Raw genomic sequence first — 26,230 nt, forward strand, 5'->3', positions numbered from 1 at the left:
CAACTCAGCAACCTGCTTCGTTCGTCTCCGTGTATCTCGTCGGTATGGGGTGCATTCTATAGATTTTTTCCTCCCTTGCAACCCCTTATTTCACTTATTTTCAACGGGTGTTGCTTTTTTCGACTAAAAAGATGAAAAACATGAATTTTCACTCGTTTTTTAATCATTATTCATATTTATTTTCATCATTCATTTAAATTTTACGAATAATTTTCATTTTTATACACACTGGAGCTCATATATTTTGATGTTTTATTTTCCAAAATGTTTTTTTAGGCTACATTGAATAAAAATTAAGTTGAATTGCTCGCATGATGCGCTCCATTATTCTGATCTTTTCCTTTTTATGCGTTGCATATTTTGCTGTACAACGTTTTATTCATCCTCAATTAAATCACAATTCAACTTTAGATCGGCTTCAACACCCCATTGATCAACGCCTAAGATATCGTATTGGGTTTATTGACCCAAGATTTCAACTTGATACAGAGGCATTACGCCAAATAACTCAAGAGGCAGCGAATATCTGGGAAAATCAAACTCAACAAAAGTATTTCGTTTACGACCCCAATGCTCGTCTTACAATTAATCTCATTTTTGATGAACGTCAAAATGAATCCAATTATAGAAAGCATACGCTAAAGCAATTTGAAAATAGCAAATCATTAGCCGACCAAATGAGATTACAGCTAGAGCAAGAATCACAACAACTTGAATTTTTAAAACAGCAAATTGAACAGCAGCAACACAACTATAGTAATGATCTAGATCAACATAATAATTTCGTCCACCACATTAATGGCTTAAACACATCTATTACAGATTCACAACTTCAGCAGATCAATAACTCTAAGACACGGCTCACACAGCAGAAGCTTGGGATTGAAAGCAATATTGAACGATTTAACATCTTACGAACAGAACTCAACGATAAAGTTGAAAAATTCAACCAATCCCAACACCAACAACGTAAAGCTATTAATGAGTTTAACCAAGTTTTTCAAGCCAAAATGTTCCACAAAGGCGAGTTTAATGGTCGTGAAATCAATATTTATGAATTTCAATCTATAGATGAGCTTCGAATCACATTAGCTCACGAATTTGGTCATGCATTAGGTCTTCAGCATACTAATGACCCCAATGCCTTAATGTATCCAATTCTAGAAAAGCAGAATTTCTCCAATTTTAAATTGACTACTGCCGACCTCGAACTGCTAAAAAGTCGATAAAATCAGCGCCACAGCTCAATCCCATAATTAAATTACGGATTTAATTGAATAGTTTTGAATTCGTGTTAAGGTATTTTAAAATTAATCAGAGGAGAGAGACGTGAGTTATTATCATATTATTCTTGAGGTAAATGATCATATCAGCACGATCGAGGAAACTCGTGATATTGAAATATTTGATATTGTCGAGCTTCAACCTTATCTCTACTCAATTTTACTGCCATATTTCAATAAACAACTCATCGAACTCGATGATGAGAACATTAAATTCGAAGACGTCTTACATATTCAAATTAAGCAAACATTATTACCTATTCAAGATTTAATTGAAGAGGAACAACGCCAGCTTCCAAGCGATACAGATGTCACCATTACAGCTTATGAAATTTTTAACGATCGAGAATTAAGTCAAGATGTAACCTTAGTCATTTTTGACTTACTCGATGCTGTTAAAATCGATCGCTCTATTATTTAGAAACATCATCACAAAAAAAGGTCAACCTATGTTGACCTTTTTTAATCCGAGAACCTATTTATTGCATCATCAGCTGAGCCTGCTCATTTCTAAATGCACTCAATATCTGCTGTCCCGCTCGACCTGTAGGATTTAAGCCCAATCGGGTTTGCTCTTGACGAATTGCCTGTCGAGTTTTATCCCCAATTAAACCATCAATCGCACCAATATCGTAACCGCGCCGGATTAAATAGCGTTGAATTTCTCGGCGTTCTGCTCTTGATGTACCAGGATCATCAGTCGGCCAAGCTTTTGCAATTTTAGCTTTTCCTTGCAATCGATCTGATAAATGTGCGATTGCCAACGCATAACTTTCTGCTGCGTTATAACTATATATAGCATCAAAATTTTTAAATACTAGAAAGACCGGCCCAGCACTGCCAGCAGGCGCAAGCAACCCAGCTTGAGAAGATGCAGAAAGATTACCCTGAATTAAAGGGGAGCCATCCACTCTATTCAATCCTTGATTGACCCAATAAGACAATGCTTTCTTATTACGTCGCCCCTCACCTACAACTGACATTCCTGCAGGAATCTGCACTTCAAATCCCCAAGGTTGACCAGTTTGCCATCCTCTTTTCTTCAAAAAATTTGCTGTTGAAGCCAAAGCATCTGGAATACTCGAGACTAGATCACGTCGTCCATCACCATCAAAATCTACAGCAAGCTCATCATAGGTTGAAGGCATAAACTGAGTATGACCAAAAGCCCCTGCCCACGATCCTCTCAATTGTTCTTCCCGAACATCACCACGCTGTAAAAGTTTCATGGTGGTAAAAAATTCACCTCTAAAATACGATTGACGGCGCCCCTCACAGCTTAAAGTTCCCAAAGCTTGAAGTAATGGATAGCGTCCAGAAATATCACCATAGTTACTCTCAACTCCCCAAACTGCAACCACCATTTCAGCTGGAATGCCATAAGCCACACTTACACGGTCAAGTGTTTCTCGATGCTGTCGAAGTTTCTGTTGCCCCAATTGAACACGTTCATCATCAACTAAACCTGACAAATAATCCCAAATTGGCGTCGAAAATTCAGGCTGATAATTTAAACGTTCAATCACAGAATAGTCAGGAGTTAAATTCTGCGTGTAACGATCATACGTCGCCGAACTAACCCCTCTAGTGATCGCTTGTGATTTTAAATTCGAGATGCATTGCTGAAAATTAGGAGCGGATGACACAGTTGGCGTCATGAATGGCGAGGCTGTCACAGACTGACCATTAATAATCAACTCAGCATGAGTTTGAGATATCGCTAAAAAAAATGAACCTATCGTGAGTGCAAGCCGTTGCATAAGACCCTGTAATTCTAAAATGTTGGAATTATGTCTTTACCTTAACAGCTCACTCTAAAAATTAAAGCATCGAATCGTAAATTTAAATTCATACTTTCTACTTTTTTAAATTTATTTTGAAAATTTAAATTTAATAACTTATCCACAACCTAGTTTTAAATTCATTTGTTATTGAATTTAAATTTAAACCGCCACACAACATTTAAATTCAAAAAACTTATCCACAGTCATCCAATACTACAAATCAACTTAAATCATTGAAAATTATAAATATTAAAATAATTTAATTTACTCAATAGATAAGAATTTAGATATAAATCTTTAAATACATTTTTGAATTCAAACCTCAATAGTAACTTTGAATTCAAAATATCCTGCAAGCCTATTATTTTGAATTTAAACCCACTTTGAATTCAAAGTTAAGATGGCTCACATAAGCCATAATCAAACTTATACACAGTTCAAAATATGTATTCTAATCAGAACTAATAGTATAATTATTATGCAATTTTTTTAAAATTTCATCCGACCAATGGCAAGTGATTTTTAAAGAGGCGCAATCATGCCTTAAACAAGATAAATAAAAAAGCGACCACTCGTGTGATCGCTTTTTTTATCAGCAACTTAAAGTCTAGATGGTCATATCTTCACTTAATGCTAATGGGTTTGGTAAAATTTTCGACAATTGGCGACAGAGTGTAGTCAATTCTGAGCTATCGATTGGCATTAAGGTAATATGACCAATTTTACGACCTTCACGTTCTGACTTGTTATAAAGGTGCAAATGTGCACCCTCTAAAGCCAACACATCTTCAGTCTTTGGATGCTGACCAATAATGTTCACCAATACCGTTGGACGAATCATCTCAGTTGAACCCAAAGGTAAGCCTGCAACAGCACGGATATGGTTTTCAAACTGAGAGCACACAGCACCTTCAATCGACCAATGACCTGAGTTATGTACACGTGGCGCCATCTCATTAGCATATAAGCCTTTGTCCGTCACAAATAGCTCAAGCGTCAGCACACCGACATAGTTCAAATGGTTAAGCAAGCGAGTGATGTAATCTTGTGCTACAGGTTGTAGATCTACACTGTTCGGTGCAGGGACAATCGAGTGCGATAAGATACCATTGTGATGGTGGTTCTCAGCCAATGGCCATGTTTTCACATCACCATTCTGACCACGTACTGCAATGATTGACACTTCACGCGAGAAAGTCACAAAACTTTCAGCAATCAATTCACCCGCAGGACCAAGTTCCGCCCATGCTTGATCAATTTGATCCTCAGTGCGTAAGACAAACTGACCTTTACCATCATAACCACCACGTGAAGTTTTTAGTACGATTGGAAGACCAAGTTCAGCGACCGCGTTTTGTAAACTCGCTAGTGATGTCACCGCTTTGTAAGGTGCTACTGGAATATCTAACTCATCAAATAACGCTTTTTCAGACAAGCGATGCTGAGCAATCGCTAAAGCCTGACGCGGGGGATGCAGTTGCTTGGTTTCAGTTAATACATCTACATCTGACAATGGCGTATTTTCAAATTCTAAAGAAAAGACTTCTGCACTATTAATGAAATCCTGTAAGCCATTTTTAGCTTGAGTTGAGATCACTGGACCCAAAGCAGCAGAAGGGCAGTCTGTACTTGCTTCAAAAAAAGTACATTGAATATTTAATGGAAGTGCCGCCTGCGCCATCATTCGACCCAATTGACCGCCACCAAAAATACCGATGGTTTTATCCATAAGATTTCTCTCGAATTAAGCTTGACCAGGAATATTTTTACTCGCAACTTTCTCAGTTTGCGCTAAACGAAAATCGGCTACATTCTTTGCAATATCTGGGCGAGTTAAACCTAAAATTTGTGCCGCCATAATCGCAGCATTGGTCGCACCTGCAGGACCAATTGCCAATGTACCGACAGCAATACCTGCTGGCATTTGTACAATTGAAAGCAATGAATCAACACCATTCAAGATCGAAGATTTAACCGGTACACCTAGAACAGGAAGATCAGTCTTCGCTGCGCACATACCCGGTAAATGCGCTGCACCACCAGCACCCGCAATAATCACTTGGATACCACGATCACGAGCTTGCTCAGCATATTCAAACAAACGATCTGGCGTACGGTGTGCTGACACAACTTCCGCTTCAAAAGGTACACCAAGCTGATTCAACATATTGGCAGTGTGTTCGAGTGTCGCCCAGTCTGACTGAGAGCCCATGATAATTCCAACGAGAGGAGTGTCTTGTGAAGCGGCCGCATTCATTGCAATGTTTCCAGAGATTAAAGTAAGAGAGATAAATCTCGACGAGAGCCAAGCTTTAATAAGAACTCACTATTATAGACTGAAAATGAATAGGTCTAAAGTTAAGCTGATAAAATAAGGATTAAAAATATATACTTGTTAATAGACATAAAAAAGATTTTTATGATTGGTCATTGTTCTGCCTCATCCACCTTAAACATCTGGCTCATTCAAGACAAATTGAAATTGAATTTGGATTAAACTGAACTAAGTCATTCAAATTAAAAAATAAAAAGGAGAATATAGCATGTGGTTTAAACTGAAACTATGGTGGAATAGCCCTGCAGAAAATTTATGGTTTACACCAGCACTTGGGGCTTTATTAGCGATTTTTTTCTCTCTATTTGCAACCGCAAGTCGTTATTTTATTCCATCACACGCGGTTCCAAATATCAGTATTGAAACACTAAGTAGCCTACTGGATATCATTGCTTCGAGTATGCTGGCGGTCACTACATTTTCACTTTCGATTATGGTCGCCGCATTTGCTTCAGCTTCCTCAAGTGGTACGCCACGTGCTTATAAGCTGATGATGAATGATGATAATACTCGTCTCGCAATTACCAGTTTTATTTCGGCATTTATCTATGCCGTCATCGCAAAAATCGCTTTGGGTTTACAATATTATGGCGTTTCGGGTCGTTTTGTCTTATTTGTAAGTACCATTTTGGTTCTCATTTATTTGATTGTGACACTGATTCGTTGGGTACAAACATTGTCTCAGCTTGGCACATTAACCAATGCTATTTCTAAAATTGAAACAGCAGCATCTCAAGCTTTAAGTACATTCCGTACACACCCCAACTTTGGCGCTTCTGGACAAAAACCATTGGGCGAAAGCCAACTCAAAATACACCCAAAACAGACAGGTTATTTTACTCATTTTGATATTGAGTCCTTAAATCTTCTTGCTCAAACTCACAATGCACATATTCATCTTGCTTTTCTTCCTGGGAAATTTGTAGACCCATCACTGGTTCTGATTGAAGTCTTTGCAGAAAATCTAATAGATGATGAAGAATTAAAAAATTTAGAACAACAAATTCATGAATACGTAATTATCGAAACGAACCGTAGCTTTTTACAAGACCCAAGATTTGGTTTATTGGTCATGAGCGAGGTTGGACAAAAAGCGATGTCAGCTGCAATTAATGATGTGGGTTCAGCAATTAGTGCGATCAATGCCTTAACGCGGATTATTATTGATAGTCAGCCAGATCCAGAACAGAAAACTTTTAATTTCTCGAATATCAGTGTCGATATTTTTGATATTCGTGAGTTTATTAGCAGTAGCTTTGCACCGATGGCACGGGACTGTATAAGTAATATCGAATTAAATCAAAGAATAATTAAATGCTTATCCATGATTGAAAAAAATGTATCTGAACCGGAACTACGGGAAGCTGCTCATGAAATGGCACATGAAATCTTGGCACGCTGCTTAAAACATTTTGATTTTGAACCTGATCGTCAAAGATTAGTTCGGGAATATGAAAATAACTTTAGTTAATCTTCATCCTTTTGAATCATGGTGTTCTAAATACAAAATAGACACAACCACATAAGCAAAGTGCAGCCCATACATAATCTAATTTGAAAGGCTGTTTAAACATGAAAATCATGAAAGGAACAAATACCAATAGCGTAACGACTTCCTGAGTGATTTTCATTTGTCCCACAGCCCAGCCATTTTGAGCCAGCATCTTGGTTGCAGGAATCATTAAGCTGTATTCGAATAATGCAATGATCCAACTAAATAGAATGGCTTGCCATAAAGGGGCATCATGCGGCAAAAATTTTAAATGACCATACCACGCCAAAGTCATAAAGCAATTTGCTAAAATCAGAAGCAATAAAGGTAAATAAATCATTTAAATCTCAAGTTAAATCGTCCGCGTTATTCTACGATTAAATCATTTCGTTTCATCATACTAGATTAAAAATATTCATATATTTTAGCTCATAAGTTTAAAAATTTATTTCTGCAAAATTTTACGGAATGGCTTCTAATAATCACTATCTTTTCACCAAGACCCTTGTTATCGTTGACATCAAATCAAATAACACATGACAACAGCACCAAAAAGATGTTTGTGTCGAAAAGAGTAGTGGAGTAAATCATCATGCATCTGCATATTTTGGGAATCTGTGGCACCTTTATGGGATCGTTAGCACTGTTAGCTCGAGACCTAGGGCACACAGTGACAGGCTCGGACCAAAATGTGTATCCACCTATGTCGACACAACTTGAAAATGCGGGTATTACCTTAATGCAAGGTTATGACCGTAGTCATTTGCAACCACACCCAGATTTAGTGATCGTTGGTAATGCCATGAAACGTGGAATTGACGCCGTTGAATACATGCTAAATCAGGGTTTACCCTATATCTCTGGACCACAGTTCCTTGCCGACCATGTGCTACAAGGTAAACATGTATTAGGGGTTGCTGGTACACACGGAAAAACAACCACTACCACGATGTTAGCTTGGGTATTAGATCAAGCGGGCTTGGAACCGGGCTTTTTAATTGGTGGTGTACCACTTGGATTTAAAGAAAGTGCTCGTCTAGGCGGAGGTCAATATTTCTGTGTAGAAGCAGATGAATACGACTCTGCCTTCTTTGATAAACGATCTAAATTTGTTCATTACCATCCAAAGACAGCTATTCTGAATAATCTTGAATTTGATCATGCAGATATCTTTGATGATCTCGCTGCCATTCAAAAACAATTTCATCATTTGGTTCGTACTATTCCAAGTGAAGGCCGTATCATCGCACCAATCACTGAATCAAATATTGATGAAGTTTTGGCACAAGGCTGTTGGACACCGATCGTCCGTACATCGCTTGAATCTCATGATCAAGCAACTATCTCTGCAAACCAACTTTCTGCAGATGGTACTCATTTCCAAGTCTTAAAAGACGGCGAAGTAAAAGGTACAGTCCAATGGTCGATGACAGGTCAACACTCCGTTGCAAATGCTTTAGCAACCATTGCAGCTGCAGAGCATGTAGGTGTTTCCATTGAAACTGCATGCGAAGCATTATCGAATTTTGGTGGTGTAAAACGCCGTATGGAGCTCCTCGATACCATTCGAGGTATTGAAGTTTTCGATGATTTTGCTCATCACCCAACAGCAATTGACACAACACTGGATGGTGCTCGTAAACGACTAGGCGAACGTAAACTATGGGCGATTATTGAGCCGCGCTCAAATACGATGCGAATGGGAAGCCACAAAGATGGTTTAGCATATTCTGCTCGATTGGCAGATGAAGTGATTTGGTATCAACCTGAGGGTTTAGATTGGGATCTACAACCTGTTGTTGAAGCTGCTCCGAATAAAGCTGTGGTAGCGCGTACTTTAGAAGAGATCATCCGAAATGTCGTGAATGAAGCAGGCGAGGGGGATGCCGTTGTGATCATGTCAAACGGTGGATTTGGTGGTTTGCATCAAAAACTCATTCAAGCACTCAAAGCAAAAGAATAAATAAAAAAGCCCGCTCTGCGGGCTTTTTTATATTTAAGCGATAACGTCATGATATTCATTATGAAAACGCTTAAACATGACAACCACATAAGAGCAAGTTGGAACAATTTTTAATTTTTCTGTACGAGCAAATTCTACAAGTCGATCTAACAATAACTTTGCAGTTCCTTGTCCACGTAAACGATCATCGACCCAAGTATGATCAGCTATAATGATCTGTGGAGTTTGGTAACGATAGCTGATTTCTGCAATTCTTGATTGATCTGCGTCCGTGAGATAAAACTCACCGCCTTTCACACTATCGATATGTTCAAACTGCATATGACCGCTCACTGTATGATTTTATTTAAACAGAACATCATGGATTGCTTCATCTTTGTTGAAAACAGATTTAGCAAATGGACAAAGCGGTAGGATTTTAACATTCTTTTGACGAGCTAATTCCACCGCACGGTCAACAAGTTGACGTCCCACGTTTTGCCCTCTTAATGAATCATCAACCCAAGTATGATCAATAATAAATTTATCTTCACCTGCCCATGAATAAGTCATTTCAGCTAAATGATGGCCATCTTCACCAATAAAAAACTCACCTTTTGATCCATTTTCTTGATGTTTAATTTCTAACATTATCATTATCCTATCATTCGTTATTAAATATAGATTAGAACGACATATTTACATAACACTATGAAAAAATGGGACAAACTTGTCTATCAATTACAAATTCAAAACTTTAATTTATTTTAAAAAAAGAAATATTATAAAAAACAAAAATATATATTGTCAGTCATAATCATTAAATGTTATTTTTTTAATATATAAATGTATTATTATTGTTAAAACATTAATGAGTAAATGAAATGGATATCTATCTAATATCAATTGTAGTATTGATCATCATTGCAATAATCTTATTAATTTCAATTTTTAAAGACAAATTTAATAACCCATTTAAATAATTTGCACACAACTTATAAGTGTGTCATCCTTTGTGCACTCGAAATCAAATGAAACGATTTCAACGTAATTTATTATCAAATTTGAACAAGGGGAGTAGCCTCCTCAAACAGTACTTAAATACTGTGTCAGAATATCGTCATTACACTTTGAAAGAAGTCGGTATCTGAGCATCATTTCGATTATCTAAAATGCATAATCAAAATGGTGTAGGCAAGACCTTGATCATGTTGTTTCAGAATTATTATCTGGCAACTGGTCGAGGTTTTTTTATGCCAAAATCAATTGCCAGTATTGGAGATCACTATGGAAACCATAGGCAATATTTGGCTTTATGTCATTTTTTTTGGCATCGTCACGATTATGCTCTTAATTGACTTTCTAGGTTTTAAACAAAAAGAAGGTCAAGAAGTTAAAGTTAAAACTGCTGCTTATTGGAGTATTGCATGGGTCACTGTCGCAACACTTTTTGGTGGTGGACTATGGCTATATCTAGAAAATACCGCTGGTATAAACGTAGCCAATACGAAAGTTATGGAATATTTTGCCGGCTATTTACTGGAAAAGTCACTCGCAATTGATAACGTCTTTGTGTGGCTAATGATTTTTGCTGCATTCGCTATACCTCCTGCACTTCAACGTCAATTACTCCTTTATGGTGTATTGGGCGCTATTATTCTCAGAACAATTTTTATTTTTATCGGTGCGTGGTTCGTTCAGGAATTTTCGTGGATCCTCTATATCTTCGGTGCTTTCCTTGTATACACTGGATTTAAATTCCTTAAAGGACAAGAGGATGATCCAAATATTGAAGATATGGCCATTCTGAAATGGCTACGTAAACACATGCGAATTACTCCACAGTTGGAAGGAAATAAGTTTTTCGTAAGGCAAAATGGCGTTCTATGGGCAACCCCATTATTTTTAGTGCTAATTTTAGTCGAGGCATCTGATGTTATTTTTGCAGTCGATTCTATTCCAGCGATTTTTGCGGTCACCACTGATCCTTTTATCGTCCTTACAGCTAACTTGATGGCTATCCTCGGTCTACGGGCTATGTTTTTCTTACTGTCTGGAGCCGCTTCAAAAATGCATTATTTGCCTTATGGACTTGGGGCTATTTTAATTTTTATCGGTTTCAAAATGCTTATGCTTGACGTATTCCATATGCCAATTTGGATCTCATTAAGTTTTATCGTGATTGCCCTTTCAATTACAGCATGGCTTTCAATTCGTTATAGTAAAAAACATCATCAAACGACCTTATAAGGTCAAACTTTGTTGGATTCAATAAAGCCTTCATCTGAAGGCTTTATTTATATCATTAGATGAGCCATCTAATTCACAATGCTTAACTTAGGCCATCGTTCCAAAAAACATTTTGACTTAACCCTATGTTCAAAGACTCCACGTGAAACCAAACGATTATTCCACCTTAATTTTAAAGTAAATAAATCTTCAAGCCCCAAAGGGGCGAGAATTTCAATATGATTATTCTCCATTAATTTGATGGCGATTGCGGTTGCCGTTTCTGGCCAAAAACTCATAGCATGATGTACTGAAGTATATGGATCAATTTGTGCACCTTCATCAGTTCTATACCAATGATGTACCAGAGCTTGATTTGTAATGTCCCAATGAATATTAGGGTATCTATGTTGAAGTGCACCCTTTAAATAATTTCGTCTCTCATCCATTTTTTCTGAAGGATCAAAATAAATGACATCAATTTCAGTTTCAAAAATAGAATAATGTTGATTATGCAAATAAGACCAGATCCAATTTCGAATCAAGCCCGCACTAAAATAGGCCGCACTATCAATCTGACGTAAACACTGTAAAAGTTCACAAATATCTGCATTAGATCGTATTAAATGGCTTAACTTCTCATATAAGTCCATGGGTAAATTCACTTTATATATTTTGATTAGAATTTAATATTTCCACTCAGCTCTCCAATTTTAAATGTTAAGAGGCGGTTGGCAAAGATCTTGCATCATCACCCAAGAAAAAGCTCAATAAATTTAGCGCAGCTCTTCGGAGCTCTTTTTTTAGGAAATGACGATGAATATGATTCCCGCATTAAATCCACTCAGTGCACCTTGCCAATGTAGTTTCGACTTACAAGATTGGGAAATTCTCGCGCAATATTGGTATCCAGTGGCTCGTATTCAAGATGTTTCAACCACACCACATCAGGTCACTTTACTTGATGTAAAAATGGCGATTTACCAAACTGACAAGGGAGAAATTCGATTAGTGCGTGATATCTGCCCTCATCGAGGTGTACCTCTAAGTAAAGGATGGGTAGAGGGTGAAGAAATTATTTGCCGATATCACGGGTTAAGATTCGACCTTGCAGGGAAGTGTACAAAAATTCCTGCTCAACCTGATTTAACTAAGATATCTGACCGTTTTAGTTTAACCCAATTTCCAGTAATTTTGAGATATGGACTGGTCTGGACTAGCTTGCATGGACGTGATTCTCAACACAATAATATTCCCCAACTTGACACTTGGGATCATCCTGATCATCAGTCTATTTTACCTCCATATGTTGATATTGCAGGCTCAGCAGGTCGTCAACTCGAAGGATTCATTGATGTAGCTCACTTTGCATGGGTGCATCACGAAGCTTTTGCAGATCGAAACAACCCAGTTGTACCGAAATACCATACTGAGAGAACAGACTATGGTTTAAAAACAATTTATATTAGTGGTGTCAGTAATTACCCGCATGCTTTGAAACACTTAGAACCAGAAGGTTTTGAATGGAAAAGGACTTTTGATATTTACCCACCATTTTCAGCGATATTAACTGTAGATTTTCCAGACAATGGGATTTTAAAAATCTTGAATGCGTGTTGTCCTGTATCGGTCAATCAAACCAGATTATTTGTTCCTTTGACGCGTAATTTTGATCAGACTGGAGATTTACAAGCAGTCTATGATTTTAATGCCCAAATTTTTGCCGAAGACCAAGATATCGTAGAATCGCAAAAACCTGAAGAATTACCACTTGATTTAATGATGGAAGCGCATTTTGAGGCTGATCGATCTTCGACTACTTATCGTCGTATTCTCGCAGAGTGGGGGCTCAGCAAACGATATACAGTTTAATTAAGATAGATCAGTTACAATCAATCGAAAAAATTAAAAGTGTAGGTTTTAAATGTCTTCTGTAGTTGCATCGACGGCGATTCGCGGTCGCTTCCTAGATATTCAGAATACGGTTGCCCAAGCGCGTGAAATTCACGACCAAGTGCGTTACGTAGAAGATGGTTTATTGATTACTCAAGCGGGTAAAATTCAATGGTTTGGTCGTTGGGAAGATGGGCAACAACAGCTCCGTCAGCTTGAATCCTCTATCCAAGTTGAGCATTACCCAGATCAACTGATTGTTCCTGGTTTTATCGATACGCATATTCACTTTCCTCAAACTGAAATGGTAGGTGCGTATGGCGAACAATTACTCGAATGGCTGAACACTTATACCTTTCCTACAGAAGTCCAATTTCAAGACAAAGCTTATGCAGACCAAATTGCACACTTTTTTGTCAATGAGCTGGTGAAAAATGGCACAACGACTGCATTGGTTTTTTGTACAGTTCATAAAGAATCTGTTGATGCACTATTTGAAGCGGCAGAACAATACCAGATGCGTTTGATTGCAGGCAAAGTATTGATGGATCGTCATGCACCTGAAGCACTGACAGACACCGCTGAAAATGCTTATACAGATAGCAAAGAATTGATTGAGAAATGGCATGGTAAAGGTCGAAACCTTTATGCCATTACGCCTCGCTTTGCGCCTACCTCTACACCAGAACAATTAAAAAGAGCAGGGCAGTTAAAAACTGAATATCCTGATGTATATATTCATACTCATTTGAGTGAAAACACCAATGAAATCGCTTGGGTGAAAGAGCTTTTTCCTGAGCAAAATGGCTATTTAGATGTGTATCACCACTATGGATTAACAGGCAATAAATCTGTTTTCGCTCACTGTGTTCATTTAGAAGAGCATGAATGGGATTGTATGCATCAAACAAACTCTGCAATCGCCTTCTGCCCGACTTCAAACCTCTTTCTAGGAAGTGGATTGTTTCCATTGAAAAAAACCTGGGATAAACAAGTTAAAGTCGGTCTTGGCACAGACATCGGTGCGGGGACTTCATTTAATCAGCTTCAGACGTTGAATGAAGCCTATAAAGTTCAACAACTCCAAGGCGACAAATTATCTGCATTTGAATCGCTTTATCATGCGACCCTAGGTGGAGCAAAAGCATTAGCGCTCGAGGATAAACTTGGTAACTTTAATATTGGAAAAGAAGCGGATTTTGTTGTATTAAATTTGAATGCCACTGCATTACAAACATTAAGACAACAACGCGCTAAAAATATTGAAGATGCACTTTTCGCATTGTTTACCATGGGTGATGATCGAAATATTGAGGCGACTTATATTTATGGACAAAAAGCATATCAACAATCAGCATCCTAATGCTCAGACTCAACCACAACACCCAATTAAAAAATATGTGTTAATTGGTGCTGTATTCTTAGTTTGTGCTGTCGTACTAAAACGCGATGCGCATTAATAAACCATTAGTTTACATTTCGTTTTTTTAAAAAGGGTGCAACATTCTGGGATATGTTTTAAAATCGAAGCATATTTCAGGTGTTGCAGGTCAACACCTTTTTTAATTTTAGAATTGTTGTTTTAGGTATCTACCCATGACCATTGACATGAAAGTGTTGATTTCCGCTGAAGAAATTCAAGCGAAAGTTAATGAACTTGGTAATCAAATTAATGCTCACTATGCAAATAGTGATCGAGAATTGGTTCTTGTAGGCTTACTTCGCGGTTCAGTGATTTTCATGGCAGACCTATGCCGCACCATTGAAAAACCACACGAACTCGACTTTATGACAGTTTCAAGTTACGGCAGTGGAACGACTTCTAGTCGTGATGTTAAAATTCTAAAAGACCTTGATGGTGAAATTCGTGGTAAAGATGTTCTTGTCGTAGAGGACATCATCGATTCAGGCAATACGCTGAGTAAAGTGGTAGAAATCCTTGAAACTCGTGAGCCAAACTCTATCAAACTTTGCACGCTGATCAGTAAGCCTTCTCGAAGAGAAATCGACTTGGAAGTAGAGTTTCTAGGATTTGAAGTTGAAGATAAATTTATCGTAGGTTATGGACTAGATTACGATCAAAAATACCGTCATATTCCATTCATTGGTGAAATCGGTCTGTAATGTTTTTCAAGAAAGTGGCATATGCCACTTTCTTTATAAACAACAAAATAACAACAACATGTAGCGTGATTCTTCTTTTCAAACATCAATACATAATCAACTATATTTGAGCGACACAATAAAAATTCATGATAAAAAGGAGAACAAGTATGTTTTCACTTATTGGAGCTATTCTTATCGGTTTTTTAGCAGGTTTAATTGCTCGCGCAATTCATCCTGGTGACGATAAAGCAGGTTTCATTGTCACAACGTTATTAGGTATTGCTGGTTCATTACTTGCTACATATGGTGGACGCCTTCTTAATATTTATCCCGAAGGTTCATCGGCAGGTTTTATTGCTTCAGTCATAGGCGCAATTATCGTTCTGTTTATTTATAACCTCGTTACCAAAAAATCTTAATCAAAAAAGCACCTTGTTAAGGTGCTTTTTTTCATTTCTATGAACTAGATTTTATAAGTTCAGCTCTTTCCAAATTTTTTCAATTTCTGAAGCTGGATAAGCGCCTGTTACCTTAAATCCATTTTCAAAAATAATTGCTGGCGTTCCTTGAACACCTAGACGACGTCCAAGTTCCAAATTTCGTTCAATAGGGTTTGAACAATCAGCTTGGGCTGTTGGTTGTTGATTCTTTTGTAAAAGAGCATTCCATGCAAACTCACGGTTTGCGGAGCACCAAACTTGTTTAGAGGGCTGGATCGATTGAGATTTAATTGGATACATAAACGTATAAATTGTCACATCTTTTAACTGGCTTAAATTATTTTCAAGCGTCTTACAATATGGACAATTTGGGTCAGAAAAGATCGCGAGCTGACGCTTACCATTCCCCCTTACAGTCTTAATGGCATATTGAAGTGGAAGTTGTTTAAAGTCGACTGAATTATGTTTCAGCACCAAATCACGTGTTAGATTTTTTTGATCTTCGATACGAATCATTGATCCAAAGAATAAATGCTTAGCTTCTTCATCAATATAAATAATCTGATTGTCTAAAGATCCGCTATAGAGACCTTTCATCTCAGTTTTCTGTAAATTTTGAATATTCAATTTTGGGTGCTGCGTTTTAATTTTTTGCTGAAGCAATTCAATATTCGCAAAACTAGAACTTGTAGACAGTGCAAGTAAAGCACTGATTAAAATTTTTTTATACATAAGTTGAGCATATGTTTGATGGATATTATTGCTTATTCTAATCTTCTACTTTCTACAAAGATCAGTTTTTATGTAATTTTAAACCTCATAAATTGTTTCACGTGAAACCAAATATGACTGTTGAATTTTAACTGATTGAAGATAATTGACTCATGCTTAACAGTCGACATAGACTAATGAATCTTCGTATCAGCACTGCTGTTCTATAAGACAAATAATGAATGAAAACCAATCGTGGCGAGATTTTATTCTCGTAAGTATCGCACTCTGTATCGGCACCATTGGAACAGCGCTTGCTAGCCCACTTTATCCAATTTACCAAGAATTATGGGGGTTAAACCCGAGCGATATCACCTTTATTTTCGTTTCCTACATGCTAGGGTGCCTGACCACCTTACTGTTTTTGGGCAGAACCAGTAATACCATTGGTTATGTAAAAACTATGCAACTTGGGCTCATTTTTATCACCATTGGCTTGTTAATGTCTATCTTTGCGAGCGATGTCATGTCTCTCTCATGGGGAAGATTTATCATTGGTATCGCATCTGGATTGATGACAACATCTGCTCTTATTGGGCTTATTCAAACTGTTCCAATTTCCCATAAACAAATTGCACCACAATTAAGCTCAATCATTACTGCTGTTGGATTTGGTTTAGGTCCTTTATTTGGGGGATTTTTTGCTGAATTTTTTGCATATCCTTTGGTAATACCTTATGTACCCATTGTGATAGGTTCAATATTTTGCTTCTTTAGTCTAATTACACTCAAACCTATACCTTTTGATGTGCAAAAATTTAATTTTGCTCCCAAATTATTAACACCACAATCACATGATCGCACTCAATTTTTTATACTGAGCTTGACTGCATTTGCTGTTTTTGCAGGATTTAGTTTATACGCCTCACTATCTCCTTCATTTGTTAAAGACATTTTGCCTTGGCACGGTCCACTGATTAGTGGTTCTGCCATTACTGTCATTTTACTGATTTCAGCTGCGACACAATTTTTTTCAAGATCAATCAAACCGCAATCCAGCCTATTACTCGGTATCATGACTTGCTTCATGAGCGTGATCGCTTTATTCCTCTGTATGGAGTTTAAAATCAGCTGGTTATTCTTCCTAAGCGATGGTCTGTTTGGGATTGGACATGGCTTAGCTTTACTTGGGGCTTTCGGGCTTATTCATCACATGACCACACCTCACAATCGAGCCGCCGTCATGTCTACTTATCTCTTTATCGGCTATCTCGGAACAATTCTACCCATCCTAGCAGTAGGATATTTAGCTGACCATTTTGGGCTTACAAATGCAGTGATTTGGTTCTGTATTGCAATTTCAATTTTATTGATTGTTTTATTCATAAAGCAGATGAGGGTTAAGTCAAGCAAGTTACCTTTAGCCAATTAACCAAAAAGCCCATTACTGGGCTTTTTAAACCACAGATAAAAACTCGTTTACTTCCCGATACAGAAAGAGCCAAAGATTTTTCCGAGTAAATCATCCGCACTAAAATCACCAGTAATTTCACCTAATGCATTCTGTGCGAGACGTAACGATTCTGCGACAAGCTCTCCTGCATGGTAAACAACAAGTTGTTCACGAGCTTCCGCAAGATAAGATTGAGTGCGCTTCATTGCGTCTAGGTGGCGTGTTCTTGCGATAAAGGTATCTTCTTCAGGCTGAAAGCCTGCATGTGCTGTAATCGCATCTACAAGCGATTGAACACCCATTTCTTGCTTGGCTGAGACCGTAATGTGTCTAAAGCCTTGGAGATCAGCAACTTTAGCTTCACTATCTACTAAATCACATTTGTTAGCGATTAAAATTAAGCGTTTAGGATCGATATAATTAGCAAAGTAAGTATCTGCCAAATACATCGGATCTTCACCTTGACTCAAATCGTAAACCAAGAGTAGGAGATCAGCATTTTCTATTTCTTTAATCGCTCGACGAATACCTTCCTTCTCAACAATATCTCCCGTTTCACGCAGACCTGCTGTATCCGTCAGGGTAATTGGCAAACCATTTAGGCTTATTTTCTCATGTAGTACATCACGTGTAGTACCTGCTATGTCCGTTACAATCGCGCGTTCAACACCAGCCAATGCATTCAATAAGCTCGATTTACCTGCATTGGGTTTCCCTGCAATCACCACTTGTAAACCTTCACGCAGAAGTTGACCTTGGCGTGCTGATTGTTGTACTGCACCCACTGATGCTTGCACATCTTCCAATAACGCTAAAATTTTTCCATCTGCAAGAAAATCAATTTCCTCTTCCGGAAAATCAATCGCCGCCTCAACATGCAATCGCAAATGAATCAGTTTTTCTAATACTGTATTTACTTTGGCCGAAAATGCGCCTTGCAATGAACGTACTGCAGAACGAGCAGCTGCTTGTGAAGTAGCATCAATTAAATCAGCAATTGCTTCAGCTTGGACTAAATCCATTTTTCCATTTTCAAAAGCGCGCATTGAAAACTCACCCGCTTTTGCTGCAATTGCACCTAGCTCTAACAGTCGGCCCAATAATGTATTTTGAATCACTGGTCCACCATGACCTTGTAACTCAACTACATCTTCACCCGTAAATGAATTCGGATTTGGAAAACAAATGACCAACCCTTCATCCATGACTTGCCCATTCGCATCAAGAAATTGACGAAATGCAGCATAACGAGCAGGACCGAGTGCCTTACCAGTTAAAGCCTCTGCTATGGCATATGCCTTAGGACCAGACAGTCGAATTACACCTACACCTCCACGACCTGGCGGTGTTGCAATCGCAGCAATAGTGGTTTGATGTTGTAGGTTCGTCATTGAATTGATCTCAAAGCTAGGCAAAAAAAATCCGCCTAAGGATATCACCTTAAGCGGATCGATTCAGCTACTAACAAAACTTAGTTCGTAGATGCTGTATCTTCTTTTGCTAAGCGAGCTTTCTCAACACTCTTATTGATCAGACCTTGCTGAAGAATCGTGATCAAGTTGTTGACAATCCAGTAAAGCACAAGACCAGCAGGGAAGAACAATAAGAACACCGTGAAAATAATCGGCATAAACTTAAAGACTTTTGCTTGCATTGGATCTGTCGGCTGTGGGTTCAACATTTGTTGAACATACATCGTCACCCCCATCAACAATGGTAGGATAAACCATGGGTCCATTGCAGATAAATCTTGAATCCAACCTAACCAAGGAGCGTGGCGTAACTCAACAGACTCCATGAGCACCCAATACAAAGCCAAGAAAATTGGCATTTGAAGAAGTAAAGGTAAACAGCCAGATAATGGATTGACTTGTTCACGCTTATAAAGTGCCATCATTTCTTGTGAGAAACGCATACGGTCTTCGCCAAACTCTTCTTTCATGCGTTGCATTTCTGGTGCAATCACACGCATTTTCGCCATAGAGCGATAGCTCTTAGATGAAAGAGGCCAAAGAATAAGTTTCACAAGAATTGTCAACAGAATAATTGACCAACCCCAGTTTCCAACAATGCCGTGGAAGAATTGCAAACCTAAGAATAGCAATTTCGCAATTGGCCATAACCAACCATAATCAACCGTTTGATTTAAACCAGTTGCCAAGTCTTTTAATTCAGATTGAATTTTTGGACCTGAGTAGAATGTTGCATCAACAGTCATTGTTTTGCCAGCTGGTACATTAATGGTAGGCGAAGTAAAGCCAATGATATTCATACCATCAGCAGATTTACGTGACTCCATTTTTGCAGAATACGGCTGGTTACCGAAGTTACCAGGCACCCAAGCACTTACAAAGTAATGCTGAACCATTGCAACCCAACCACCTTGAGCCTCAACACTTAACTTTTCTTCATTAAAATTATCAAATTTTAATTTGTTATAGTGCTCATCAGGTGTACCCCAAGCACCACCTAAATAAGTGCCCAGCGTAAAGATTCCTTGATCAGTTTTACCTGGATCTTCAGAATTGTCACGTTTGATCTGACCAAACATTTGACCTTGCCAGTTTTGCTGACTACGGTTAATCACTTGATAACTTACGTTAACTGGATATGCACCTTCTTGGAAAGTGAACGTTTTGATGATTTCAACACCATCAGCCGTTTTTAATACCATTGGTACTTTTAACACTTTCTCAGCTTCACCATCTTTATTGGTGGTTGCTTGAGCATCAGCTAAAGTATAAGTCGACTTTTCAAACTCAAATGTTGGACGTCCACTACGGCTACTGTCAGGTCCATTTAAACCAATTAAACCTGATTGAGCGACATAAGTACGTTTCTCATCATTTTCAAGCATAACGAACGGTTGTTCACTATTTTTACTTTTATCATGATTGAGTAGTTCAACACGGACAATGTCACCACCTTTAGGGTTAATCCAAAGATGATATAAATCAGTTTGAACAGCAACTAATTGTTGATTTGCTGTTGCAGGTGTAGTTGTGTCTTGTTGTTCAGCTGCAATATTTGCTTGCGGTATATCAGTTAAACCCGCTGTCGTTTGGCTCGTTGGCAGATCAGCAGAAACATCTTGGGCAACGACGGCAGCAGGTGCTGTCGCAGCAGTTGTTTCAGTTTGACCATAGTCTTTTTGCCAAGCAAGAATAAGCAAATATGCGGTGACAAACATGGCCCCGAGAATTGCAAACCTGGCCCATTGTTGCATATCGATTACCCCAATTGGTTAGAGTGATTTTTGGTTCAATAAACGCTCACGCAAGGGTACAGTAACGTGAGTCATTTGAGAATCTATTTGCTGAAATGAAATAAAACGAATTGCTTTTTTGGGAACAGGATCATATCCACTTCCACCCCACGGATGGCAACGACAAATCCGTCGCGTTGCATACCAGACACCTTTAATCGGGCCATGTATATGAATAGCTTCTAACGAGTATTGAGAACAAGTTGGGAAATAACGGCAACGAGGTCCAAGGAGCGGACTAATCGCAATTTGATAGAAACGAATCAACCAATGCAATATACGGACCATTGGCCACCTCTAACTTTGAGGAGAGGGAACTGATATTTTATGATGTTTTTTTACAAGACGCTGTAGCTTCTGCCATGCAAATTGTAATTGCTTATGCAATTCAGCATTCGGAATCGACTCAATACCTACCTTAGGCATGACCACAATATCCAATAAATCTATATCTTGCTGATTTAAGCGAAAACTTTCGCGAGCAATACGTTTTATTCGATTTCTTTCATGTGCACGGCGCACTTTCTTTTTAGCAACAACAATACCTAAACGGCTTTTAGGCTGTTTAGTCGGTGTAGCTAAAAATAAGAAATGGGGTTGATGCACTTTAAAAAGCGCACCATCAAATACACCTTTGTAATCTGCAGCACAGCGGATTCTCACCTCTGGACTGAAACTATAAAGTGTCATAACACCCAAATCGTCGATAAACTAAACTGGTATTAAACAGTTAAGCTGTGACGACCTTTTGCACGACGACGAGCTAATACTTGACGGCCAGCTTTAGTCGCCATACGAGCACGGAAACCATGAACGCGTTTACGCTTTAATTCAGATGGTTGGAAAGTACGTTTCATATCGAAACTCCAAAGTTGGTGTTCTATAAAGGTTCGCGATTGTATTGTGCATTGTTTGTTCTGTCAATATTAAACAGTATTGTGTAACACTTTTGATGAAAGTTGCTTGAGTCTGAGAAAGATACAAATTTGTTAAATAATCTATTTATACACAAAATAAATATATGTTTTTATTATAGTATTTAAGTTAACCACAGAAATATCCATAAACTTATACACAAGATGAAATTTAATTATGACTGATTTTTAAATTTGAATTTAAATTTAAACACAAGGAATGATTATCCACAGAAAACCGAATCTTATTAAATAAATTCAAATTTATAAATTTAAATTTATTACTATTAGGGTTTTAATTTTCTATGGATAAGGCATTATTTTTTTTTAAATATATATACTTAGGTTGTTGATAACTATGTTTTCATATTTTTTATAGATTGTGGATAAGTTATTACTTTTATTTATCCACAGTTTGTGGAAAACCTTATCCACACCCTATTTTAAATTTAAATTTAGACTTTTAAATTTGATTATTTGTGTTTAAAGTTCAAAATTACTCATGACATATGTGGATAACTTGGGTATGATTGCCTCCCCAATCTCATGGGGTTGTTTTTAAATTTAAATGGAATGAGGGGTTTCACATGCTGTGGACAGACTGCTTAAATCGCTTGCGACAAGAGCTCTCAGATAATGTCTTTGCAATGTGGATACGTCCATTGGTTGCCGAAGAGGTAGATGGTGTTTTAAAGCTTTATGCACCTAATCCTTACTGGACACGCTATATTCAAGAACATCATTTAGAATTAATTAGCATTCTTGCAGAACAAATGTCTGAAGGACGTGTTTGTAAAGTTGAAATTTTAGTCGACTCACGACCAGGCGCGATTTTATCTGCTTCAGAGCAACCTGCGACAACAACTGCAGCGCTTGAGTCTTCAGCAGCAGCACCTGTAGTCAGAGCAAAAAAAGAAAGCAATGAGCAGCAAAATACAAAAACATCAAAAAAACGATTATTAAATCCGCTGTTTAATTTTGCATTGTTCGTCGAAGGGCGTTCAAATCAGATGGCGGCAGAAACCTGCCGTAAAGTGTTAACTCAGTTAGGCGAACCTCAACATAACCCGTTATTTTTATACGGTCCGACTGGTTTAGGTAAGACCCACTTGATGCAAGCAGTGGGTAATGCTTTATTACAAGCTAAACCAAATGCTCGTGTGATGTACATGACTGCTGAAAGTTTTGTTCAGGACTTTGTGAGTTCACTTCAACAAGGTAAAGTCGAAGAATTTAAAAAAAATTGCCGTTCACTGGACTTACTTTTAGTGGATGATATCCATTTACTTGCAGGTAAAGAAGCCAGCTTAGTTGAGTTTTTTTACACGTTTAATGCCTTATTAGATGAATCTAAACAAATTATTTTGACCTCAGATCGCTATCCTAAAGAGTTGACCGAGTTAGATCCTCGTTTGGTATCTCGCTTTTCATGGGGATTATCGGTAGGGGTAGAACCGCCTGATATTGAAACTCGAATTGAGATTTTACTTAAAAAAGCTGAAAGTAATGGTATCGATTTGCCTCGTAACTGTGCGCTCTTTATTGCACAGCAAGTTGTGGCAAACGTACGTGAACTTGAGGGTGCATTAAATAAAGTCGTCGCGATTTCTCGTTTTAAAGGGACACCAATCGACTTAGATGTGGTGCGAGAATCACTGAAAGATGTTCTTGCGATTCGTGCTCGTACTATTAGCACCGAAAATATTCAGCGTGTAGTCAGTGAATATTTTCGTATCCCATTGAAAGAGTTGGTTGGACCTAAACGAACTCGTATATATGCTCGACCACGTCAATTAGCAATGGGGCTTGCGAGAGAATTAACGGGCGACAGTTTTCCTGAAATTGGCATGGCATTTGGTGGTCGTGATCACAGTACAGTCATGCATGCCTGTGAAAAAGTGCAGAGTTTGTGTGCTGAAGATCCCATCTTTAATGAAGATTACAAAAATTTAATGCGCTTATTACAAAGCTAAATCTGTTTAAATTCTATTCTTGCAATGCGGCATATTCTGCCGCATAGTACATGATTAAAAGTGTTTTAGTCTGTCGTCGATATACTGTTTTTAGAGGAAATCCATCGTGCGTTTGAAGATCGCGAAAGAAAGCTTACTCAATGTTTTGTCTCATGTTGTAGGTGCTGTAGAACGTCGCCATACGTTAAATATTCTTTCAAACGTCAAAGTTCAGGTTACTCAAGATGCACTGACGATTACAGGTTCCGATCTTGAAGTTGAACTTGTTGCGAGTACAACGCTTTTAGAGGGAGCATGTTTACAAGCAGGTCAAACCACAGTACCCGCACGTAAATTGATGGATATCTGTAAATCTTTACCGACAGCAGCACTGATTGATTTACAAATCACAGAAGACCAGCGTTGTATTTTGAAATCTGGTAATAGCCGCTTTGTATTAGGAACATTATCTGCTGAGGATTACCCTTTATTAACGACTGAAAATAGTCAAGGGACTCAAGTTCAGGTCACTGAACGTGAACTAAAACGTTTATTTGAAAAAACCTCTTTTGCGATGGCTGTTCAGGATGTCCGTTTTTATCTTACAGGTACTTTACTTGAAATTGATGAAAATCAGCTTCGTGCAGTGACGACAGATGGACATCGTCTTGCTCTTTGTGAAACATTGGCCAGTTCAAATGCTTCGCAGTTAGTGCAAGCAATTGTGCCTCGTAAAGCGGTCGGTGAATTACAGCGTCTATTGAGTATCGAAGATAATCAACTCTCGCTGTTAATTGGTCGTGAGCTCCTGAATGTTACTTTGACAATTCCAAGCCGTGATAAAGAGCAGGGGGATATTACTGTTCGTATTACTACAAAATTAATTGATGGTAAATTCCCTGATTATCGACGTGTTATTCCTCGTGGCGGTGATAAAACAGTTACGATTGCACATGATATTTTCAAACAATCATTACAGCGAGTTGCTATTCTGAGTAACGAAAAATTACGTGGTGTATTTTTAAACTTCAATCCAGATTCACTGCAACTTCGTGCCAATAACCCTGAGCAAGATGAGGCAGTTGAAGATCTTGCGATTCAATACAATAATGCACCTATGGAAATGTCATTCAACGCACAATACATTTTGGATGTATTGAATGTGTTGGATGGTGATGATGTATTAATGACAATGACTGAGGCAAACCAATCTGTATTGGTTCAAGATCCAGCACATCAAGATCAAACCTATGTCGTCATGCCGATGCGTGTTTAATGTTGTTTTTGATTTAGTTTAATCTGGTCATGTTCATTACGCGTTTAAATATCCAGCGTGTGAGAAATTTAAAAGCGGTTGCACTCCAAGAGTTGCAACCGTTTAATGTTTTTTATGGACAAAATGGTTCAGGAAAAACGTCTATATTAGAAGCAATTCACTTATTGGCCACTGGTCGATCTTTTCGTACACATATTCCTAAACATTACATTCAAAATCAAATGCAGGATGCGATTGTATTTGCACAGTCTGCTACTGAAAAGATTGGTATGCAAAAGCTCATTACAGGTGAGCAAAATATTAAAGTGAATGGGGATAGTATTGCCACGCAAGGACAGCTAGCCAAAATTTTACCATTACAGCTTATTGACCCTCTGAGTACAGATATTATTGATCACGGAGCTAAACCAAGACGACAATTGCTTGATTGGTTAATGTTTCACGTGGAACCAGATTTTTACTATGCATGGCAATTTTATTCTAGAGCATTAAAACAACGAAATAGCTTATTAAAATCAAAACGTAATCTGACGCTGCAAGATTTAGAAGCATGGAACAAAATGCTTAGTGAGTACGGTGAAATATTACATTTACAACGTCAGGCTATTGTTGAACAGTGGCAGATATTTTTTCAGCAAGATCTTAAAACACTATTACCAGATATCGAGATCCATATGGAGTATGCAGCAGGCTTTCATGTGGAACATGGCTTGGCTGAAGACTTGATTTTGTATCATCAAAAAGACTGCGAAAGACGCTATACAGAATATGGTCCACACCGTGCAGATTTAAAGTTAAAAACCCCAACAGGAGATGCAGATGCCGTACTGTCACGGGGGCAAAAAAAATTATTAATCATGGCTTTAAAATTGTCACAGATCGCAATGTTGCATGCGTCTAATAAGGAAACTGTGGTATTATTAGATGATGTGACAGCAGAATTAGATATAACCGCACAACAACGTTTAATTGAGCGATTGAGCCAACTTGGTAGTCAAGTTTTCATTACCACTTTAGACCATGAATCTGTACAAAAGCATTTACATGATTTGTCTATTTCCTATCAATTATTCAATGTTGAAAACGGTTCTGTTCAAGTTGTTGTGCAATAATTTTTTGAAGTTTTCTCCATCTTTGGATAGACCTTTTTTTCAC

General features: G+C 38.0%; 26 protein-coding genes and 1 pseudogene. 14 read left to right on the forward strand and 13 right to left on the reverse strand.

Translation table 11 applies throughout. The features are described from left to right. The first annotated feature begins 311 nt into the window (after positions 1-311). Together AC1M9J_RS14025 and AC1M9J_RS14030 are read left to right on the forward strand one after the other, a co-directional pair. Entirely contained in the window at positions 312-1,229 is a 918-nt protein-coding gene (locus AC1M9J_RS14025; RefSeq protein ID WP_481596648.1) for a matrixin family metalloprotease, read from the forward strand. A 100-nt stretch (positions 1,230-1,329) separates the two neighbouring features. After that, on the forward strand, positions 1,330-1,704 hold the full coding sequence (locus tag AC1M9J_RS14030; RefSeq protein WP_035270344.1) for a hypothetical protein: 375 nt from the start codon (positions 1,330-1,332) through the stop codon (positions 1,702-1,704). 58 nt (positions 1,705-1,762) lie between these two features. Here the strand turns inward: AC1M9J_RS14030 and AC1M9J_RS14035 are convergent, their stop codons facing one another. The 3 genes from AC1M9J_RS14035 to purE all read right to left on the reverse strand — a co-directional run bounded on the left by AC1M9J_RS14035 (position 1,763) and on the right by purE (position 5,324). After that, entirely contained in the window at positions 1,763-3,043 is a 1,281-nt protein-coding gene (locus AC1M9J_RS14035; RefSeq protein ID WP_481596649.1) for a lytic murein transglycosylase, read from the reverse strand. Between the two features lie 631 nt (positions 3,044-3,674). Continuing rightward, on the reverse strand, positions 3,675-4,796 hold the full coding sequence (locus AC1M9J_RS14040) for a 5-(carboxyamino)imidazole ribonucleotide synthase (RefSeq protein WP_481589602.1): 1,122 nt from the start codon (positions 4,794-4,796) through the stop codon (positions 3,675-3,677). Positions 4,797-4,811: 15 nt separating this feature from the next. Further along, a complete protein-coding gene (gene purE, locus AC1M9J_RS14045) occupies positions 4,812-5,324 on the reverse strand; it encodes a 5-(carboxyamino)imidazole ribonucleotide mutase (RefSeq protein WP_035270333.1) in 513 nt (170 codons plus the stop codon). 286 nt (positions 5,325-5,610) lie between these two features. On the opposite strand from purE, the gene AC1M9J_RS14050 reads away from it, so the two are divergent. Continuing rightward, positions 5,611-6,873, forward strand: a complete 1,263-nt coding sequence (locus tag AC1M9J_RS14050) for a DUF2254 domain-containing protein (protein WP_481952523.1) — start codon at positions 5,611-5,613, stop codon at positions 6,871-6,873. A 16-nt stretch (positions 6,874-6,889) separates the two neighbouring features. Here AC1M9J_RS14050 and AC1M9J_RS14055 read toward each other — a convergent pair whose 3' ends face one another. Next, positions 6,890-7,234 carry a DMT family protein gene (locus tag AC1M9J_RS14055; protein ID WP_035270328.1) on the reverse strand — a complete coding sequence of 115 codons (345 nt, stop codon included), beginning with the start codon at positions 7,232-7,234 and terminating at the stop codon, positions 6,890-6,892. A gap of 252 nt (positions 7,235-7,486) precedes the next feature. Between AC1M9J_RS14055 and mpl the strand changes: the two genes are divergently transcribed. After that, on the forward strand, positions 7,487-8,857 hold the full coding sequence (mpl, locus tag AC1M9J_RS14060) for a UDP-N-acetylmuramate:L-alanyl-gamma-D-glutamyl-meso-diaminopimelate ligase (protein WP_481596652.1): 1,371 nt from the start codon (positions 7,487-7,489) through the stop codon (positions 8,855-8,857). 33 nt (positions 8,858-8,890) lie between these two features. On the opposite strand, the gene AC1M9J_RS14065 is transcribed toward mpl, so the two are convergent. Then, a complete protein-coding gene (locus tag AC1M9J_RS14065; RefSeq protein WP_035268576.1) occupies positions 8,891-9,178 on the reverse strand; it encodes a GNAT family N-acetyltransferase in 288 nt (95 codons plus the stop codon). Between the two features lie 21 nt (positions 9,179-9,199). Beyond that, on the reverse strand, positions 9,200-9,487 hold the full coding sequence (locus tag AC1M9J_RS14070; protein ID WP_035268578.1) for a GNAT family N-acetyltransferase: 288 nt from the start codon (positions 9,485-9,487) through the stop codon (positions 9,200-9,202). Positions 9,488-10,123: 636 nt separating this feature from the next. Between AC1M9J_RS14070 and AC1M9J_RS14075 the strand changes: the two genes are divergently transcribed. After that, a complete protein-coding gene (locus AC1M9J_RS14075) occupies positions 10,124-11,086 on the forward strand; it encodes a TerC family protein (protein ID WP_481588063.1) in 963 nt (320 codons plus the stop codon). 68 nt (positions 11,087-11,154) lie between these two features. Here the strand turns inward: AC1M9J_RS14075 and AC1M9J_RS14080 are convergent, their stop codons facing one another. Continuing rightward, complete coding sequence (locus AC1M9J_RS14080; protein WP_481952524.1) at positions 11,155-11,718, reverse strand: nucleotidyltransferase family protein; 564 nt, start codon at positions 11,716-11,718, stop codon at positions 11,155-11,157. Between the two features lie 163 nt (positions 11,719-11,881). On the opposite strand from AC1M9J_RS14080, the gene AC1M9J_RS14085 reads away from it, so the two are divergent. The 5 genes from AC1M9J_RS14085 to AC1M9J_RS14105 all read left to right on the forward strand — a co-directional run bounded on the left by AC1M9J_RS14085 (position 11,882) and on the right by AC1M9J_RS14105 (position 15,483). Beyond that, a complete protein-coding gene (locus AC1M9J_RS14085) occupies positions 11,882-12,937 on the forward strand; it encodes a Rieske 2Fe-2S domain-containing protein (protein ID WP_481952525.1) in 1,056 nt (351 codons plus the stop codon). Between the two features lie 52 nt (positions 12,938-12,989). Then, positions 12,990-14,321, forward strand: a complete 1,332-nt coding sequence (gene guaD / locus AC1M9J_RS14090) for a guanine deaminase (protein ID WP_481952526.1) — start codon at positions 12,990-12,992, stop codon at positions 14,319-14,321. Beyond that, positions 14,287-14,418 (forward strand): hypothetical protein, encoded by a 132-nt coding sequence (locus AC1M9J_RS14095; protein WP_257219949.1) that lies wholly within the window; start codon positions 14,287-14,289, stop codon positions 14,416-14,418. The genes guaD and AC1M9J_RS14095 overlap by 35 nt, the downstream gene beginning before the upstream one ends. A gap of 136 nt (positions 14,419-14,554) precedes the next feature. Further along, on the forward strand, positions 14,555-15,082 hold the full coding sequence (gene hpt / locus AC1M9J_RS14100) for a hypoxanthine phosphoribosyltransferase (RefSeq protein ID WP_035268589.1): 528 nt from the start codon (positions 14,555-14,557) through the stop codon (positions 15,080-15,082). A 149-nt stretch (positions 15,083-15,231) separates the two neighbouring features. Further along, positions 15,232-15,483, forward strand: a complete 252-nt coding sequence (locus AC1M9J_RS14105; protein WP_481596654.1) for a GlsB/YeaQ/YmgE family stress response membrane protein — start codon at positions 15,232-15,234, stop codon at positions 15,481-15,483. Positions 15,484-15,534: 51 nt separating this feature from the next. Here the strand turns inward: AC1M9J_RS14105 and AC1M9J_RS14110 are convergent, their stop codons facing one another. Continuing rightward, the gene (locus AC1M9J_RS14110) at positions 15,535-16,236 is read right to left on the reverse strand and encodes a DsbC family protein (RefSeq protein WP_481596655.1); all 702 of its coding nucleotides are present in this window, start codon (positions 16,234-16,236) and stop codon (positions 15,535-15,537) included. A 217-nt stretch (positions 16,237-16,453) separates the two neighbouring features. On the opposite strand from AC1M9J_RS14110, the gene AC1M9J_RS14115 reads away from it, so the two are divergent. Beyond that, entirely contained in the window at positions 16,454-17,647 is a 1,194-nt protein-coding gene (locus AC1M9J_RS14115; protein WP_481596656.1) for an MFS transporter, read from the forward strand. Between the two features lie 47 nt (positions 17,648-17,694). On the opposite strand, the gene mnmE is transcribed toward AC1M9J_RS14115, so the two are convergent. The 5 genes and pseudogenes from mnmE to rpmH all read right to left on the reverse strand — a co-directional run bounded on the left by mnmE (position 17,695) and on the right by rpmH (position 21,790). Beyond that, positions 17,695-19,059, reverse strand: a complete 1,365-nt coding sequence (mnmE, locus tag AC1M9J_RS14120; RefSeq protein ID WP_481596657.1) for a tRNA uridine-5-carboxymethylaminomethyl(34) synthesis GTPase MnmE — start codon at positions 19,057-19,059, stop codon at positions 17,695-17,697. A gap of 80 nt (positions 19,060-19,139) precedes the next feature. Beyond that, entirely contained in the window at positions 19,140-20,894 is a 1,755-nt protein-coding gene (gene yidC, locus AC1M9J_RS14125; protein WP_035268599.1) for a membrane protein insertase YidC, read from the reverse strand. Positions 20,895-20,899: 5 nt separating this feature from the next. Beyond that, a pseudogene (gene yidD / locus AC1M9J_RS14130) lies at positions 20,900-21,221 on the reverse strand (membrane protein insertion efficiency factor YidD). A 9-nt stretch (positions 21,222-21,230) separates the two neighbouring features. Next, complete coding sequence (rnpA, locus tag AC1M9J_RS14135; RefSeq protein ID WP_035268604.1) at positions 21,231-21,623, reverse strand: ribonuclease P protein component; 393 nt, start codon at positions 21,621-21,623, stop codon at positions 21,231-21,233. A 32-nt stretch (positions 21,624-21,655) separates the two neighbouring features. Then, positions 21,656-21,790, reverse strand: a complete 135-nt coding sequence (gene rpmH / locus AC1M9J_RS14140; RefSeq protein ID WP_000831329.1) for a 50S ribosomal protein L34 — start codon at positions 21,788-21,790, stop codon at positions 21,656-21,658. Between the two features lie 644 nt (positions 21,791-22,434). Between rpmH and dnaA the strand changes: the two genes are divergently transcribed. From dnaA to recF, 3 genes are all read left to right on the forward strand, one after another. Continuing rightward, positions 22,435-23,820 carry a chromosomal replication initiator protein DnaA gene (gene dnaA, locus AC1M9J_RS14145; protein WP_035268607.1) on the forward strand — a complete coding sequence of 462 codons (1,386 nt, stop codon included), beginning with the start codon at positions 22,435-22,437 and terminating at the stop codon, positions 23,818-23,820. 106 nt (positions 23,821-23,926) lie between these two features. Further along, on the forward strand, positions 23,927-25,075 hold the full coding sequence (dnaN, locus tag AC1M9J_RS14150; RefSeq protein WP_180028822.1) for a DNA polymerase III subunit beta: 1,149 nt from the start codon (positions 23,927-23,929) through the stop codon (positions 25,073-25,075). Between the two features lie 29 nt (positions 25,076-25,104). Beyond that, the gene (gene recF, locus AC1M9J_RS14155) at positions 25,105-26,187 is read left to right on the forward strand and encodes a DNA replication/repair protein RecF (protein WP_481590914.1); all 1,083 of its coding nucleotides are present in this window, start codon (positions 25,105-25,107) and stop codon (positions 26,185-26,187) included. Positions 26,188-26,230: the final 43 nt, after the last annotated feature.

It is taken from the genome of Acinetobacter sp. ANC_7588, from assembly GCF_056783995.1.